Annotated in this window: 16 protein-coding genes; 9 read left to right on the top strand and 7 right to left on the bottom strand. The window is 65.8% G+C overall.

Annotated features, from left to right (window positions below; translation table 11 throughout):
- Nucleotides 1-35: 35 nt before the first annotated feature.
- On the bottom strand, nucleotides 36-860 hold the full coding sequence (gene ppgK / locus AB0P23_RS02890) for a polyphosphate--glucose phosphotransferase (RefSeq protein ID WP_063216904.1): 825 nt from the start codon (nucleotides 858-860) through the stop codon (nucleotides 36-38).
- A 264-nt stretch (nucleotides 861-1,124) separates the two neighbouring features.
- Here ppgK and AB0P23_RS02885 point away from each other — a divergent pair, with 264 nt between their 5' ends.
- Entirely contained in the window at nucleotides 1,125-1,958 is an 834-nt protein-coding gene (locus AB0P23_RS02885) for an inositol monophosphatase family protein (RefSeq protein WP_206497590.1), read from the top strand.
- Between the two features lie 65 nt (nucleotides 1,959-2,023).
- Here the strand turns inward: AB0P23_RS02885 and cei are convergent, their stop codons facing one another.
- Nucleotides 2,024-2,704: an envelope integrity protein Cei gene (cei, locus tag AB0P23_RS02880; protein ID WP_206497502.1), complete on the bottom strand. Its 681-nt coding sequence runs from the start codon at nucleotides 2,702-2,704 to the stop codon at nucleotides 2,024-2,026.
- Between the two features lie 545 nt (nucleotides 2,705-3,249).
- Here cei and AB0P23_RS02875 point away from each other — a divergent pair.
- Nucleotides 3,250-3,552, top strand: a complete 303-nt coding sequence (locus AB0P23_RS02875) for a DUF4193 domain-containing protein (RefSeq protein WP_027496891.1) — start codon at nucleotides 3,250-3,252, stop codon at nucleotides 3,550-3,552.
- Nucleotides 3,553-3,655: 103 nt separating this feature from the next.
- On the opposite strand, the gene AB0P23_RS02870 is transcribed toward AB0P23_RS02875, so the two are convergent.
- Nucleotides 3,656-4,150 carry a DUF3093 domain-containing protein gene (locus AB0P23_RS02870; RefSeq protein WP_063216906.1) on the bottom strand — a complete coding sequence of 165 codons (495 nt, stop codon included), beginning with the start codon at nucleotides 4,148-4,150 and terminating at the stop codon, nucleotides 3,656-3,658.
- Between the two features lie 196 nt (nucleotides 4,151-4,346).
- On the opposite strand from AB0P23_RS02870, the gene dut reads away from it, so the two are divergent.
- Nucleotides 4,347-4,814, top strand: coding sequence for a dUTP diphosphatase (gene dut, locus AB0P23_RS02865; protein ID WP_027496893.1), 468 nt, complete (start codon nucleotides 4,347-4,349; stop codon nucleotides 4,812-4,814).
- A 78-nt stretch (nucleotides 4,815-4,892) separates the two neighbouring features.
- Nucleotides 4,893-5,720, top strand: coding sequence for a DUF3710 domain-containing protein (locus AB0P23_RS02860; protein WP_063216644.1), 828 nt, complete (start codon nucleotides 4,893-4,895; stop codon nucleotides 5,718-5,720).
- Between the two features lie 6 nt (nucleotides 5,721-5,726).
- On the opposite strand, the gene AB0P23_RS02855 is transcribed toward AB0P23_RS02860, so the two are convergent.
- Nucleotides 5,727-6,437 (bottom strand): alpha/beta fold hydrolase, encoded by a 711-nt coding sequence (locus AB0P23_RS02855; protein WP_283348082.1) that lies wholly within the window; start codon nucleotides 6,435-6,437, stop codon nucleotides 5,727-5,729.
- A 167-nt stretch (nucleotides 6,438-6,604) separates the two neighbouring features.
- Here AB0P23_RS02855 and AB0P23_RS02850 point away from each other — a divergent pair, with 167 nt between their 5' ends.
- Entirely contained in the window at nucleotides 6,605-6,982 is a 378-nt protein-coding gene (locus AB0P23_RS02850) for an OB-fold nucleic acid binding domain-containing protein (RefSeq protein ID WP_027496896.1), read from the top strand.
- A gap of 73 nt (nucleotides 6,983-7,055) precedes the next feature.
- Complete coding sequence (locus AB0P23_RS02845) at nucleotides 7,056-7,754, top strand: DUF3159 domain-containing protein (protein ID WP_206497591.1); 699 nt, start codon at nucleotides 7,056-7,058, stop codon at nucleotides 7,752-7,754.
- Here the strand turns inward: AB0P23_RS02845 and AB0P23_RS02840 are convergent.
- The gene (locus AB0P23_RS02840) at nucleotides 7,728-8,387 is read right to left on the bottom strand and encodes a TrkA family potassium uptake protein (protein ID WP_032365054.1); all 660 of its coding nucleotides are present in this window, start codon (nucleotides 8,385-8,387) and stop codon (nucleotides 7,728-7,730) included. The genes AB0P23_RS02845 and AB0P23_RS02840 overlap by 27 nt on opposite strands.
- Before the next feature lie 49 nt (nucleotides 8,388-8,436).
- Nucleotides 8,437-9,102, bottom strand: a complete 666-nt coding sequence (locus tag AB0P23_RS02835) for a TrkA family potassium uptake protein (RefSeq protein ID WP_027496899.1) — start codon at nucleotides 9,100-9,102, stop codon at nucleotides 8,437-8,439.
- A gap of 180 nt (nucleotides 9,103-9,282) precedes the next feature.
- Here AB0P23_RS02835 and AB0P23_RS02830 point away from each other — a divergent pair, with 180 nt between their 5' ends.
- The 3 genes from AB0P23_RS02830 to AB0P23_RS02820 are packed head-to-tail and all read left to right on the top strand — an operon-like array spanning nucleotide 9,283 to nucleotide 13,588.
- Entirely contained in the window at nucleotides 9,283-11,280 is a 1,998-nt protein-coding gene (locus tag AB0P23_RS02830; protein WP_032365101.1) for an APC family permease, read from the top strand.
- On the top strand, nucleotides 11,277-12,548 hold the full coding sequence (locus AB0P23_RS02825; protein ID WP_206497504.1) for a TRAM domain-containing protein: 1,272 nt from the start codon (nucleotides 11,277-11,279) through the stop codon (nucleotides 12,546-12,548). Before AB0P23_RS02830 ends, AB0P23_RS02825 begins: the two co-directional genes overlap by 4 nt.
- Before the next feature lie 44 nt (nucleotides 12,549-12,592).
- Nucleotides 12,593-13,588: an iron-siderophore ABC transporter substrate-binding protein gene (locus AB0P23_RS02820; RefSeq protein ID WP_063216647.1), complete on the top strand. Its 996-nt coding sequence runs from the start codon at nucleotides 12,593-12,595 to the stop codon at nucleotides 13,586-13,588.
- Here AB0P23_RS02820 and AB0P23_RS02815 read toward each other — a convergent pair.
- Entirely contained in the window at nucleotides 13,540-13,737 is a 198-nt protein-coding gene (locus AB0P23_RS02815) for a hypothetical protein (RefSeq protein ID WP_037219315.1), read from the bottom strand. The two genes, AB0P23_RS02820 and AB0P23_RS02815, sit on opposite strands and share 49 nt — an antisense overlap.
- Nucleotides 13,738-13,756: the final 19 nt, after the last annotated feature.

The following is a 13,756-nucleotide window of genomic DNA, read 5'->3' as shown; positions in this document are numbered from 1 at the left end:
CTACCCTCGTCCTTCGCAGGTGGCGACACCGCGTGTCAGTGCGGTGATCCAGCCGATGTACCGGTCTCGGCGGACGCGACGGCACTGTCCGCCGCGAGGGCCGCTCCGACGATCCCCGCCGTGTTCAGCAGGGTCGCGGGGACCACCGGAGTTCGGTTGGTAAGGTGCGGAATCCACTTCTCGCTCTTGCGACTGATTCCGCCACCGGCGATGAACAGGTCGGGCCACAGCAGCGCCTCGAACGTTGCGAGCACGGTGGAGACCTCTTTTGCCCATTCCTTGTAGGACAGCCCCTTGTTCTCCTTCACCGAGGACGCCGCGCGATGCTCGGCTTCCTTGCCACCGATCTCCATGTGTCCGAACTCGGTGTTCGGCAGCAGAACTCCGTTGTGCAGAACGGCGGAACCGATGCCGGTGCCGAACGTGAGCAGAACGACGACCCCGTCCTTGCCCTTGCCGCCGCCGTACTTGTCCTCGGCGACCCCGGCGGCATCCGCGTCGTTGAGGACGGTGATGTTCTCGTTTCCGATGGCGTCGGCGAACAATGCTCGCGCATCGGTGTCGATCCAGCTCTTGTCGATGTTCGCGGCCGAACGCGCCACACCGTTGGTGACCACCGCGGGCAGGGTGACGCCGATCGGTCCGGTCCACTCGAAATGCGCGACGATCTCGGCCACGGTCCGCGCGACGGCGTCGGGGGTCGAGGGCTGAGGCGTCTCGATCTTGTAGCGATCGCCCACGAGCTCACCGGTGTTCAGGTCGACGATGCCGCCCTTGATGCCGCTGCCACCGACGTCGACGCCGAACCCGTGACGCTCGGCCGTCGCCGCGGTGCTGTTGTCCGAACCTGGCTGTGTCATGTCGATGCCGCTCCTGGCCTGATCGAATTCGTGTGTGCCGTCGCTTCGGAACAATAGTGCCGTCTGTCCGTCGACGGGACGCCGACGCTGCAGCGGACGGCGAGCCGAGTGCTTCGGTGGTGTCGCACTGCCGAAGTGTGTTGCGATGTACCCGTGTCGAAACATGACGGAACGCAGACCCACACCGCCACTGAGCAATTGCCGCAGACGCCGGCAACCCTAGGACGGTCGGACACCGAATCGACGACACGTGATGCGGAGGTACTGCGCGGGGTCGCCGTTCGGATTGCCACGGAGGCAGCCGAGCACGTCCGAACGCGTCGTCCGCAGGTGTTCGGTGACAGTCCCGATGCGGAGGCAGGTGCCGTGCAGTCCAAGAGCACACCGACCGATCCGGTCACCGTCGTGGACACCGAAACCGAACGTGTTCTTCGCGAATTGCTGGCGCAGCTGCGTCCCGGCGATGCCGTCCTCGGCGAGGAGGAAGGTGGCGGGGACGAATCCGTCGCCGGAGTTCGATGGGTGCTGGATCCGATCGACGGAACCGTCAACTTCATGTACGGAATTCCTGCGTACGCGGTCTCTGTTGCGGTGCAGATCGACGGAGTGAGCGTGGCAGGGGCCGTCGTCGACGTGGCCCGCGACGTGGTCTATTCCGCCGCGCAGGGGCACGGGTCGACGGCTCGGTACGCAGACGGTCGTATCGAACGGCTGCAGTGTTCTGGTGTGACCGAATTGTCGATGACGTTGTTGGCCACCGGATTCGGGTACGGATCACGACGCCGCGCGGCGCAGGGCGCGATCATCGCCGAACTGCTGCCGAAGGTGCGAGATATTCGCCGAATCGGTTCTGCAGCACTGGATCTGTGCATGGTCGCGTCCGGTGCCGTCGACGCACACTTCGAGCACGGGCTCAGCCCGTGGGACTGGGCGGCGGGGTCGCTGATCGCTGCCGAGGCCGGAGCCCTCGTCGATGTTCCCGCAGCGACGTCGACGAGTGCGGACGGCGTCGTCACCGTGGCGATGGCCCCGGGAATCACCGAACCCCTGACTGCCGCCCTACGGCTCGTCGGCGCACTCGATCCGATTCCGAGCTGACAGACTGGTCCGTCTCAGCAGCGCGATCGTCTCAGCAGTGCAACCGTCTCAGCAGCGCGATCGACTCAGCAACGAGACTGACGCGCGGCGGCGAGCAGATCGGGGTCGAGGGGCTGCGGCGCGGCACCGGGGGCTGCGCCCGCCAGCGTGCGTAGCACTTCCTCTGCGTCGTCGTTCGGCTGAATCTCGCTGAAGTAGGTGCCGAGTGCCAGATCCACCGAGTCGTCGGTCCTCGAGTCCTCGATGAGTTCTGCACACGGTGCGAGGAGCCACACTGCGCTCGCGGCACCGATGCCCGCGGATCCGAATCGGATCTGGCCTTGGCACTGCATGTTCTGGTCGACGTAGACGGGATCGTTGCCCACCTGCACGTCCGGAGCACTCGCGAAGCCGTAGTCACTGAGCTGAGCCGCCACGTGTGCAGCTTGGCCGCGCTCGCCGTTGGCGTTGAACACTCGTACCTTCGATGCCGACAGGGCGGCAGGCTCGACGTCGAGAAGTGTCGTCGGGTCGACCTCCTCGCCGAGGGCAACCGGCTGCGTTCCGTCGGTGGCAGCGGTCGTGGTCGGGGTGTTGCATTCGGCAGTGGCCGATGTCGTCTCGGTGGTGGTGAACACCTTGACCCACACGATCACGGCGAGCAGAGCGAGTACTGCGAACACGGCGATGATCGGAAGTGCGCGGCGTCGACGGAACGGGCGGCCGCGGTCGTCGACCGGCCGGCCTTCGGTGATCAGAGAAACCACAGTGATTCTTCGCCTTTCCGTCGGCAGTCGCCGAGACCGGTACACGGAGTCGGTTCACACCGACGCGTGCCTACTGTAGATGCCCGCGGTCCTCGGCGGCGGCACACTCGGCCGCGAGCTCGCCCAAAGCAGTGCACGCGACCCGTTTGCACCGCGAAAACCAGCAGCAGAACTGCTTCTGCCGACTGTGGAATGAAGCCGGTGATCTCGGTGTTGATGCGGCGTGCACGGAGGCAATGAAGTGATCGGCGATTCGGTTTCGGCTTTGGGGTCGGCGTCGGCTATCGTCTGGCGGCCGCAGTGCTTAAGAAACAGAAAGCTGCCGATGAATCGTCGATCAGGTGAGCGAAATCTCGATCGAGTTTCAACCGGCGGAATTCGGGAACTACCCGGTGTAGTTTCCGGCACCGCGTGATGAACCTGTTCGATCGAGAATCAAATCGGTGGGAGCGAGCAAGCGCCCTCTTCACAGCCGACGGCCACAAGCCGACCACACCGGCAGCTTCCACCACACACACGTACGAAGATGAGGGGTTACGAGAACAATGGCAACCGATTACGACGCTCCGAGAAGAACAGAATCCGACGACGTCTCGGAGGACTCTCTCGAAGAACTGAAGGCTCGCCGCAACGAGGCGCAGTCCGCAGTCGTCGACGTGGACGAGTCAGACACCGCCGAGTCCTTCGAGCTCCCGGGTGCCGACCTGTCCGGCGAAGAGCTTTCGGTCCGGGTGGTTCCCAAGCAGGCGGACGAATTCACCTGTTCGAGCTGCTTCCTGGTGCACCACCGCAGTCGACTGGCCAGCGATGCCAACGGCGTCCTCATGTGCCGGGACTGCGCTGCCTGATCGACGGCAGGCCCTGATCGAGGGCAGGCCCTGATCGAGGCCAGGCGATGCCCGGCCGAGCGGCCGGGCAGTGAGGTTTCGCAGCGAGAGCCCGACGGCTGGGTCAGCGAGCTTCCACGCCGTGGGCACTGAGCACGGCGAGTAGATCCTCCGGTCGCTTGGTGCTGATCAACCAGTAGGGCGTCGGGTCGTCCGGGTCGTCCAGTACGACGATCACCATCTGTTTCACCCAGGTGCGGTGCTGTACGAAGGCAAGCGGGTCCAGCTGCCTTCCCAGCGCCGCACTTTTTGCTGTCGCGGGCACCACGGCTGCCTTGGACGCGACATCGAGAGGCAGATGCGCTTTGCCGACCCGTAGCTCGAGGCCGGCGGACGACGACTCGGTCGAGTCCGAGCTCGGATCGGTGGCCACCACCTGCACACGTAACCTGCTGAACGCCACCAGACCCCAGGCGACAAGGGGCAGGAGCAACACGTAGGGCAGCCAGGCGCGAACACCGGGGGCACCCATGTGTACCTCCGCTGCGAGTAGTACCGCCAGCGCTGCGCCGGCCACCCACCACCAGAGGGGTACCCACAGTCGTTCGGCGTAGAGCACCGACTCCGAGCCGGGGGAACCGGCACGCGAGGCGGGGTCGTCGGACTCGGGGTTCGCCCGATCGGCCTGTCGATCTGCAGTCACCCCACCCAGGGTAGTCGCCCCGCCGACGGCGAAGCAGATCAGCGTAGTCTCGTTCGACGTGAGTGACGAAGTCATCGAGTCCCGCAACACGCTTTCCGCCGACCAGCTCGAGGTGCCCCCGGACCGCCCCGGCGAGGTTCGACTTCGCCGGTTGGACCCAGATCTACCGGTGCCCACGCGTGCGCACGAGGGTGACGCGGGTGTGGACCTGCGGATCACCGCGCCAGTGACGATCGCTCCCGGCGAACGGGTTCTCGTGGGCACGGGGATTGCGGTGGCCTTGCCCCTCGGGATGGTGGGGCTGATCCACCCGCGCTCGGGCCTGGCGGCCAAATCGGGACTGTCGGTCGTCAACACCCCTGGCACCATCGACGCTGGATACCGCGGGGAGATCAAGGTCTGCTTGATCAACCACGATCTCCGGACGCCCATCGTGCTCGATCGCGGCGATCGAATCGCTCAGTTGGTGGTGCAGCGCGTCGAATTGGTCGAGTTCGTCGAAGTGGATCGACTCGACGACACCGTTCGAGGGGACGGTGGTCACGGTTCGACCGGCGGACATGCGAGTCTGGTGCAGTGACGTCCTACGTAGTGCGTCTGTCGCGACGGTCGTCGGTGTACAGCGAACTGAATGCAACCGAGAAGAAGAGAGCTGAACATGTTCGGACGGCGTAAGAAGAACGACGCCGGCAGTGCCTCCGCGTCCAGCGCGGAGCCATTCGTCGACGGCCGCGACGACGACAACGACGATGCGACCGCGGACACGACCGTCGAGGGGCCCCACGATCTCGGTGATCTGGACCAGGATCGCGAGACCGTCGCGGCGAACCGGCTGGATCTCGGCTCGGTGTTGATCCCTCTCCCCGAGGGCGGGCAACTGCAGGTCGAGATGTCTCAGGCGGGCAGCCCACAAGCAGTACACATCGTCACCCAGTTCGGGCGCATCACCATCGCCGCCTACGCTGCCCCGAAGTCTCCGGGGCAGTGGCGCGAGGTGGCGGCCGATCTGGCGACATCGCTCCGCAACGACAAGGCCGAGACGACCGTGGAGACCGGGCCGTGGGGCCGCGAGTTGGTCGGTGTCACCGCCAACGCCGATCTGCGCTTCATCGGTGTCGACGGGTATCGCTGGATGGTTCGATGCGTCCTAGCCGGGCCGTCGGGCGCGGTGGCGGAGGGCCAGCCCCTGGTCCAGCTCGCGCACTCGATTCTTCGACAGACCGTCGTCGACCGCGGCACCGATCCACACCCGGTGCGTACTCCGTTGCCGGTGGTTCTGCCGCAGGTGTTGGCCGAGCAACTGGCGGCTGCCGCGCAGCAGCAAGCAGCGCAGCAGGCCGCGCCGGCGCAGCCCACCGCCCCTGATGCGAACACCGATGCGGCGCAGCAGCAGTCGACTCCGCAACCGAACGCCGAACAACCCGGTGCCGAGCGCGCTCCGCGCCGCGGGGCGTCCGGATCGGCAATTCAGCAACTGGGGGGCTGATCGGCGTCAGTCGTCGAGCGCCGCGGTCAGAGCGTCGACGGCTTCTCGGCCCAGGCCCCCCGGGTCGAGTCCGATGTCCGTCAAAGTCACGGTCCGCAGTACGCCTCTCGGCAGGGCGCGAGCCCACTGCTCTGCCACCGCGATCGGATGCACCGGGTCGTCCACCGCGCCGACCACGACGGTCGGCGCGTCGATCCGCGCGAGACGGTCCAACTCCGGGCCTCGGTACGAGGCCGCCTCGTCCAGCGCGCGGGGGAGCGCCGGCCACTGCGACGCCCAGGATCGCGCCAGGGTGCGCGCGAGCCACTCCGGGCTCGAATTTGCCATCGTCGCCGTGACGCTGTCGAGCCCGCGTTCGCGAAGCGACCCAGCCGTGAACCGTGCACTCAGTGCAGCCGGTGAGCCGGTGGGATCGCCCGTCCACGCCGGCAGCGCCAGCGCCAACGCGACGACACTCGAGCGGTTGCGTTCGGCCCAGTGCGCCGCGACGGCTGCACCCAGCGAGATTCCGGCGACCACGACGGGACCGTGCGCGCGTACAGCGTCGTCGAGGGCACCGAGGTAGCTCCTCACCACGCCGGTCGGGTCGGGTTCCACGGCGACAGTGGTCAATCCCACAACGTCGAACGCCTGCCCGAATGCCTCCTGCGCGAACTGCGCGTCCGATCCCGTCCCCGGTAGAACGATCGCGGTGGAGGTCTCGAATCGGGTGTGCACGAGACGATTGTGCACGCCTCCGTTCGACGGCGTGGCGGTGGTTGGTCAGCGCGCCGGATCGGGTCTACAGTGGCGAAGTACCAGCTATGACGAGGGAAACTCCCAGGTCGCCGCAACTGCTCCCAGGAGTGGAGCTGCGAGACGACCCCCACCCGCAGGAGCGCACAATGGCACCCGCTGCCGCAGGATACTTTCGCCGTTTGACGCGAAAGTTGACCGAGGACATCGATCAGCTCGACGCCGAGGAGATGGCCGAATCCTCCGAAGCGTCCGGAGCCCGACGCGCCTGCGATTGCTCGCGTGGCGAAGAGGTCACGATGTTGGGTCGTCTACGCAGCGTCGAAGCGTGTTCCAAGGCCGCGAACGCCAACATCGAAGCGGAATTCTTCGATGGCACCGACACAGTGACTCTCCTGTGGATCGGCCGGCGCAAGATTGCCGGAATCGAGCCGGGCAAGACGGTCCTGGTGCGTGGCCGGGTCGGCGAACGCGATGGACGCAAGATCGTCTACAACCCGTACTACGAACTGCGCGACGACAACTGATCGTCCCCGGTATGGCACTCTCGTTCTCGTGACGAACAGCGACGATGCAGTGCCGCACCCGAGAACGTCGAACATGCCGGAACCGGTACCCGACACGTCGACGCCGGACGCCGTGAAGACCGCCGCCCCCACCGTGCTCGAGCAGCTCGGCGGTGTGAGCGGATTGGTATATTCCACACTGCCCGTGGTCGTCTTCGTCCCGTTCAACAGCTACTTCGGCCTGTCGGTCGCTCTGTGGGCGGCGTTGGGTGTCGCCGCGGCCGTTCTGGTGTGGCGGCTGGTACGCCGCAGCCCGATACAACCGGCCATCTCCGGATTCTTCGGCGTCGGCATCTGCGCTTTCATCGCGTACCGCACCGGGGACGCCAAGGGCTACTTCCTGTTCGGCATCTATACATCACTCGTCTACGGCGGGGCGTTCGTGCTGTCGGTACTTGCCCGGTGGCCGCTCGTCGGCGTCATCTGGGGTTACCTCAACGGCAAGGGAACATCGTGGCGTCGGGAGCGGTCTGCGGTTCGCTACTACGACGTGGCCACCATCGCCTGGGCGTCGGTGTTCGCTGCGCGCTACATCGTTCAGTCCCAGCTCTACGACTCGGACCAGACCGGCTGGCTCGCGGTGGCACGGATCGGGATGGGGTGGCCCCTGACCGGCGTAGCCCTACTGGTGACTCTGTGGGCGGTGCGTCAAGCAGATCGAGCGCTGGAACTCGCATCGAACGACGAACAGGCCGACGAGCTGCCGTCAGGTCAGACCGACCGCAGCACGTAGTTCGTCCTCCACCTCTTTCGCCGCGACGAAGAGCAACTCGTCACCGCCCTCGAGCGGATCGTCGTGCTGCGGAACGATGACACGGCCACCGCGAAGAATCGTCACCAGTGCTGCGTCCCGCGGTAGCTGGAGCTTGCGTACCGGCTTGCCCGCCAGGGGCGTGTTCTCGGGCAGAGTGATCTCGACGAGATTTGCCTGTCCCTTGCGGAACGTCATCAGGTGGACCAGATCGCCTACCGACACGGCCTCCTCCACCAGTGACGCCAGCATGCGTGGGGTCGAGACTGCGACATCGACACCCCAGGCTGCATCGAAGAGCCATTCGTTTCTGGGGTCGTTGACCCGGGCCACCACGCGGTTCACTCCGAACTCGGTTTTGGCCAGCAAGCTGAGCACCAGGTTCGCCTTGTCGTCGCCGGTAGCGGCGATCACCACGTCGTAGTTCTCGAGATGGGCGGCCTCGAGCAGACTCAACTCACAGGCGTCCGCGAGCACCCATTCGGCCTCGGGTACCGCGGCCTGATCGACGTGGTCGAGTTTGCGTTCGAGGAGCATCACCTCGTGCTCGCTTCGGATCAATTCGCGTGCAATGGATCTGCCGACTGCGCCGGCACCGGCGATGGCGACTTTCATGGCTTCCCGTTCGGGTCGATGGGGGAGGAGAACAACGTACGGGCGAGCATCAGTCGTCCGACGGCGGCGGATTGCCGGCCAATGCGATGGCCTCGGCGACGGTCCCGGAGACGGCAGCGACGTACACCTCGTCGCCTGCCTGGATCACGGTGCGCTTGTCGGGCAGCAGTCCTGTGCCGAAACGGATGACGAACGCGGCCCGCGACCGGGTCGCATCCTCGAGTACCGACAGTTTCTTGCCGATCCACGCATCGTGGAAGTCGAGCAGCACCACCGCGACGCTCCCGGACGGATCTCGCCACTTGGTGGTGGGGTCGTCCCGCAGAAGATTGTGCAGAAACCGGTCGGTCGCCCACGGCACGGTGGCCACGGTCGGGATACCGAGGCGCTCGTACACGGCGGCGCGTTTGGCGTCGTAGATCCTGGCGACGACCTTCTCGACGCCGAACGTCTCGCGCGCGACGCGCGCGGAGATGATGTTGGAATTGTCACCGGAGGATACGGCTGCGAATGCCTCCGCCTTCTCGATTCCGGCGCGCACCAACACATCTCGGTCGAATCCCATACCGACTACTCGATGCCCGCCGAAGTCGGGGTCGAGGCGCAGAAACGCGGTTTCGTCGCGGTCGATGATCGCCACCTCGTGCCCGATGCGCTCGAGCGCTCCGGCCAGCGATGCGCCGACACGGCCACACCCCATCACAACTACGTACAACGCCCAGCTCCGTCCCGATCTCGATTGCCGACCAACACTGCCGACGACATTGCCACCGTGTGCATGCGAGCACCAACGTATCGGGGATTCGTCACCGGCTCGACCGTGGGTGGGCATCGGATGGAAGTCAAAGGGCGCGTGGTTGCGCCGACGGCGACCCGACGGCCTACGCTTCTGATCGTGTCCAAGGTCTCGACTGCCGCAAAGCGGCTGGTTCTCGGTAAGCCGTTCCGCAGCGACAAGCTCGGTCATACCTTGCTACCCAAGCGAATCGCGCTACCGGTGTTCGCCTCGGACGCCATGTCCTCGGTTGCGTACGCACCCGAAGAGATCTTCCTGGTGTTGTCCGTGGCCGGGATATCGGCGCTCACGTTCACCCCGTGGATCGGTCTCGCGGTCTGTGTCGTGATGGCGGTGGTGGTCGCCAGCTACCGGCAGAACGTGCACGCCTACCCGTCCGGCGGTGGTGATTACGAGGTCGCGACCACCAACCTCGGTCCTGCGGCGGGTCTGACCGTGGGTAGTGCGTTGTTGGTGGACTACGTGCTGACCGTGGCGGTCTCCATTTCGGCGGCCGCGTCGAACATCGGTTCGGCCGTGCCCTTCGTCGCGCAGCACAAGGTGCTGTTCGCGGTGGTGGCCATCGTGTTCATCACGTCGATCAACCTGCGCGGTATCCGCGAGTCGGGTGCTGCGTTCGCCATTCCCACATACGCCTTCATGGGCGGCATGTTCCTGATGTTGGGCTACGGGTTGTTCCGGGTCTACGTGCTCGGAGACGACATTCACGCCGAGTCGGCGACGTTCGATCTGAAAGCGGAGGACTCGCATCTGTACGGGATCGCGTTCGCGTTCCTCGTCGCGCGGGCGTTCTCGTCGGGTTGCGCGGCGCTGACCGGAGTCGAGGCGATCAGTAACGGGGTGCCTGCATTCGAGAAACCCAAGTCCCGCAACGCGGCAACCACGCTGTTGCTGCTCGGCGGTATCGGCATCACGTTGTTGATGGGCATCATCGTGCTGGCGCAGAAGATCGGCATCAAGTACGCGATGGACCCGGAGACGCAGCTGATCGGGGCACCGGATGGCTACCACCAGAAGACGTTGATCGCGCAGTTGGCGGAGGCAGTGTTCAGCGGGTTCCCCGTTGGGTTCTTCTTCATCACCGCCGTGACGGCGTTGATCCTGGTACTCGCCGCGAACACGGCATTCAACGGCTTCCCCGTGCTGGGCTCGGTGCTCGCTCAGGACCGGTATCTACCCCGACAGTTGCACACACGCGGCGATCGCCTTGCCTTCAGTAACGGCATTCTGTTCCTGTCCGGCGCAGCCATCGTGTTCGTCGTGGTGTTCGGAGCAGAGGTCACCAAGCTCATCCAGCTCTACATCGTGGGTGTGTTCGTCTCGTTCACCCTGAGCCAGACCGGCATGATCCGGCACTGGACCCGCCTGCTCCGAACCGAGACCGATGGCGAGCAGCGCGGCAGGATGCAGCGCTCGCGGGTGGTCAACAGCGTCGGTCTGGCCATGACGGCGACCGTTCTCGTGATCGTGTTGATCACCAAGTTCGCTGCCGGAGCCTGGATCGCGATCGTGGCGATGGTGGCCATCTTCATCCTGATGCGGATGATCAGAAAGCACTACGACACCGTGGCGCGCGAGCTCGAGAACGAGGTGTGGGACGGCGTACTACCCAGCCGCACGCACTCGATCGTGCTGGTGTCCAAGCTGCACATGCCGACCCTGCGGGCTCTCGCCTACGCACGCGCGACCAGGCCCGACACTCTCGAAGCCGTCACCGTCAACGTCGACGAGGTGGACACCCGAGCATTGGTACGTGAGTGGGAGGCCAGTGACGTCTCGGTACCCCTCAAGGTCGTCGAATCGCCCTACCGCGAAGTCACCAAGCCGGTTCTGGACTACGTCAAACGAGTTCGACGCGACTCACCACGTGATGTGGTGACCGTCTTCATCCCCGAGTACGTCGTCGGTCACTGGTGGGAGCAGGTCCTGCACAACCAGAGTGCGCTGAGATTGAAGTCCCGACTGCTGTTCCAACCCGGCGTGATGGTCACCAGCGTTCCGTGGCAGCTGCGCTCGTCGGAGAAGGCCAGGCGCGAGGTGCTCGGAAATGCGCCGGGTGCATCGCGTCGCGGCTACGAACCGCCGGCGGGCAAATGACCGAGAACTGGTTCGGGCTGGTGCTCGACGTCGAACTGGGCGCTCCCGGACACGGTGGGTTCTGCGTGGCCCGTCACGAAGGTCGAGTGGTGTTCGTGCGCCACGGGCTACCGGGGGAACGCGTCATGGCCAAAGTGACCGAGGATCGCGGTGGGTCGTTCTGTCGCGCCGACGCGATCGAGATCCTCACCGCGTCTCCGGATCGCATCGACGCTCGCTGCCCCATCTCCGGGCCCGGTGGTTCGGGATGCTGCGACTATTCTCACGCGACCCCCGAAGCCGGTCGTCGACTCAAGTCCTCCGTCGTCGCCGAACAATTGCGCCGCGTCGCGGGCATCGAGCGGGACGTTCCGGTCGAGGAGTTGCCGGGCACCGGCGACGGCACCGGTTGGCGGACCCGTGTTCGGCTGGCAATGGATTCGGGTGGACGGCCCGGCTACCACCGCTATCGAAGCAGTTCGATCGTCACGGAGTTGTCGTGCCCGCAAATGGATCCGGTTGCGTTCGACGGATTGTCGGATCGTGAGTGGCGCGCAGGTGCCGAATTGCAGGTGGTCCTCGACGGTACGGGTGAACGCCATGTGGTTGAGGTGGCACCGGCCCAGTTGACGCGAACCGGACGCCGGTCTCCGGGCCGCCGCGGTGCGTCGGCGCGTCGAGCAGCGTCGTCCCGGGCCAGGCCTGAAAAGGCCGTCATCGGCTCGGGTCGCGTCACCGAATTCGTCTCGGCGCGGCCATGGACACTCGATGCCACCGGCTTCTGGCAGGCGCACAAGGGAGCGGCTCAGGTGTACACCGACGTCGTACGCGACTGGGCGGACGCCGAGCCGGGTGACGGCGCATGGGATCTCTACGGCGGTGTCGGCGTGTTCGCGGCGGCTCTCGCCGAGCGGGTGGGATCGAGCGGACAAGTCACCAGCGTCGAGTTCTCGCGCCGGGCCGCCGAGGACGGGCGTTCGGCGCTGCACGACCTTGCTCAGGTCTCGTTCGCGCCGGGCCGGGTCGAGCGATCGATGGATTCGTTGCCGAAATCGGTGGCGGTGGCGGTACTCGATCCGCCGCGAGCCGGTGCCGGACGCGACGTCATCGAAGGTCTCGCGACGCGGTCTCCCCGCACGATCGTCCACATCGGCTGCGATCCGGCATCGTTCGCGCGGGACGCGAGCCTCTACCGGGCAGCCGGTTACGAGCTGACGGACGTGCGCGCGTTCGACGCGTTTCCTCTGACCAGCCACGTCGAATGTATCGGCCGCTTCGTCCGTAAATAGGGTTGCCTCACCAATCTTGGCGAGTCTGACGTACCGTTTCTCGGGTGAGAATTCGTCGCACCGTCGGTGCTGTGTCGGTCGCCCTGCTGTTCCTGACCGCCGTCGTCTCGTGTGGGTCGGGCGGGGACGACGGACCCGGATCGGAGGCGCCGTCCGACGGATCGGCGGCTGCGTTCCCTGTCACGATCGATACCGAGTTCGGCGACGTGACGGTCGACAGTGCCCCGCAGCGCGTCGTCGCGCTCGGCTGGGGCGACGCGGAAACCGCACTCGCGCTCGGTGTCTCACCGGTCGGTGCGAGCGACTGGCTCGCCTTCGGCGGCGACGGCGTCGGTCCGTGGGCGGCCGGGCTCTACGACGCACCACCGCAGATCATCGGGACGCAGGAGCCGTCGTTCGAGCAGGTCGCGGCGCTGGAGCCGGATCTGATCCTCGACACCAAGAGCTCCGGTGACGCCGATCGGTACGCCACGCTTTCCGCCATTGCTCCGACGGTGGGTATACCGGCGGGGGCGGACAACTACCTGACAACGCTCGAGCAGCAGGTCACGATGGTGGCCACGGCACTCGGCAAGCAGTCCGAAGGGGACGCGCTGCTCGCAGGAATCGCCGACCGTTTCGATGCAGCGGCCGCTGCCCATCCGCAATTCGCCGGCAAGACAGCGGTGGTCGGGGCCTACAGCGGCACCGGATACGGCGCATACATCTCGTCGAACAGTCGACTCGAGTTCATGAAGAAGCTCGGCTTCGTCACCAGCCCGGCCATCGATTCTCTTCCGCCGCGCGGCTTCTCGGTTCCGATTTCCGGGGAGGAGCTCGACCTGCTCGACGCCGACGTACTGATCGTCTTCCCCATCCAGAAGGCGCCGTCCGAGGTGACCGACAATCCGCTGTTCCAACGGATTCCGGCTGTCGCGGACGGTCGCTACGTCGTGTTCGACGACCCGGAAGTCGCGAAGTCCTACGCCACCAACTCGGCGCTGTCCATCGGCTATGCACTCGACACGGTGGTGCCTGCGGTGGCGAACGTGCTGGGGTGATCCACTTCGGCAACCGGGGCGAACGTCTGCGCGGGTACCGAGACGATGCGTTGAGCTCCGCAGTGGCAGCCCTGGTAGCCGACGAGGCCTTCGCTGGTGTCGTGGAGCGAGCGGGTGGTCCAGGAGTGTGTGCTGTGTTCGATGTCCATGCATCCACTGTGATGTAAT

Origin of the sequence: Rhodococcus sp. NPDC077669 (genome assembly GCF_040686915.1) — a bacterium.
Classification (GTDB): Bacteria; Actinomycetota; Actinomycetes; order Mycobacteriales; family Mycobacteriaceae; genus Rhodococcoides; species Rhodococcoides fascians.
Note: the sequence above shows the minus strand (reverse complement) of the source record. Positions and strands in the feature narration are given on the sequence as shown.

What these genes read in the sequence shown, in the direction of transcription:
- ppgK (WP_063216904.1), bottom strand. Translation starts at nt 860, where the DNA reads ATGACACAGCCAGGTTCGGACAACAGCACCGCGGCGACGGCCGAGCGT.
- AB0P23_RS02875 (WP_027496891.1), top strand. Translation starts at nt 3,250, where the DNA reads ATGGCAACCGATTACGACGCTCCGAGAAGAACAGAATCCGACGACGTC.
- AB0P23_RS02860 (WP_063216644.1), top strand. Translation starts at nt 4,893, where the DNA reads ATGTTCGGACGGCGTAAGAAGAACGACGCCGGCAGTGCCTCCGCGTCC.
- AB0P23_RS02850 (WP_027496896.1), top strand. Translation starts at nt 6,605, where the DNA reads ATGGCACCCGCTGCCGCAGGATACTTTCGCCGTTTGACGCGAAAGTTG.
- AB0P23_RS02845 (WP_206497591.1), top strand. Translation starts at nt 7,056, where the DNA reads ATGCCGGAACCGGTACCCGACACGTCGACGCCGGACGCCGTGAAGACC.
- AB0P23_RS02840 (WP_032365054.1), bottom strand. Translation starts at nt 8,387, where the DNA reads ATGAAAGTCGCCATCGCCGGTGCCGGCGCAGTCGGCAGATCCATTGCA.
- AB0P23_RS02825 (WP_206497504.1), top strand. Translation starts at nt 11,277, where the DNA reads ATGACCGAGAACTGGTTCGGGCTGGTGCTCGACGTCGAACTGGGCGCT.
- AB0P23_RS02815 (WP_037219315.1), bottom strand. Translation starts at nt 13,737, where the DNA reads ATGGACATCGAACACAGCACACACTCCTGGACCACCCGCTCGCTCCAC.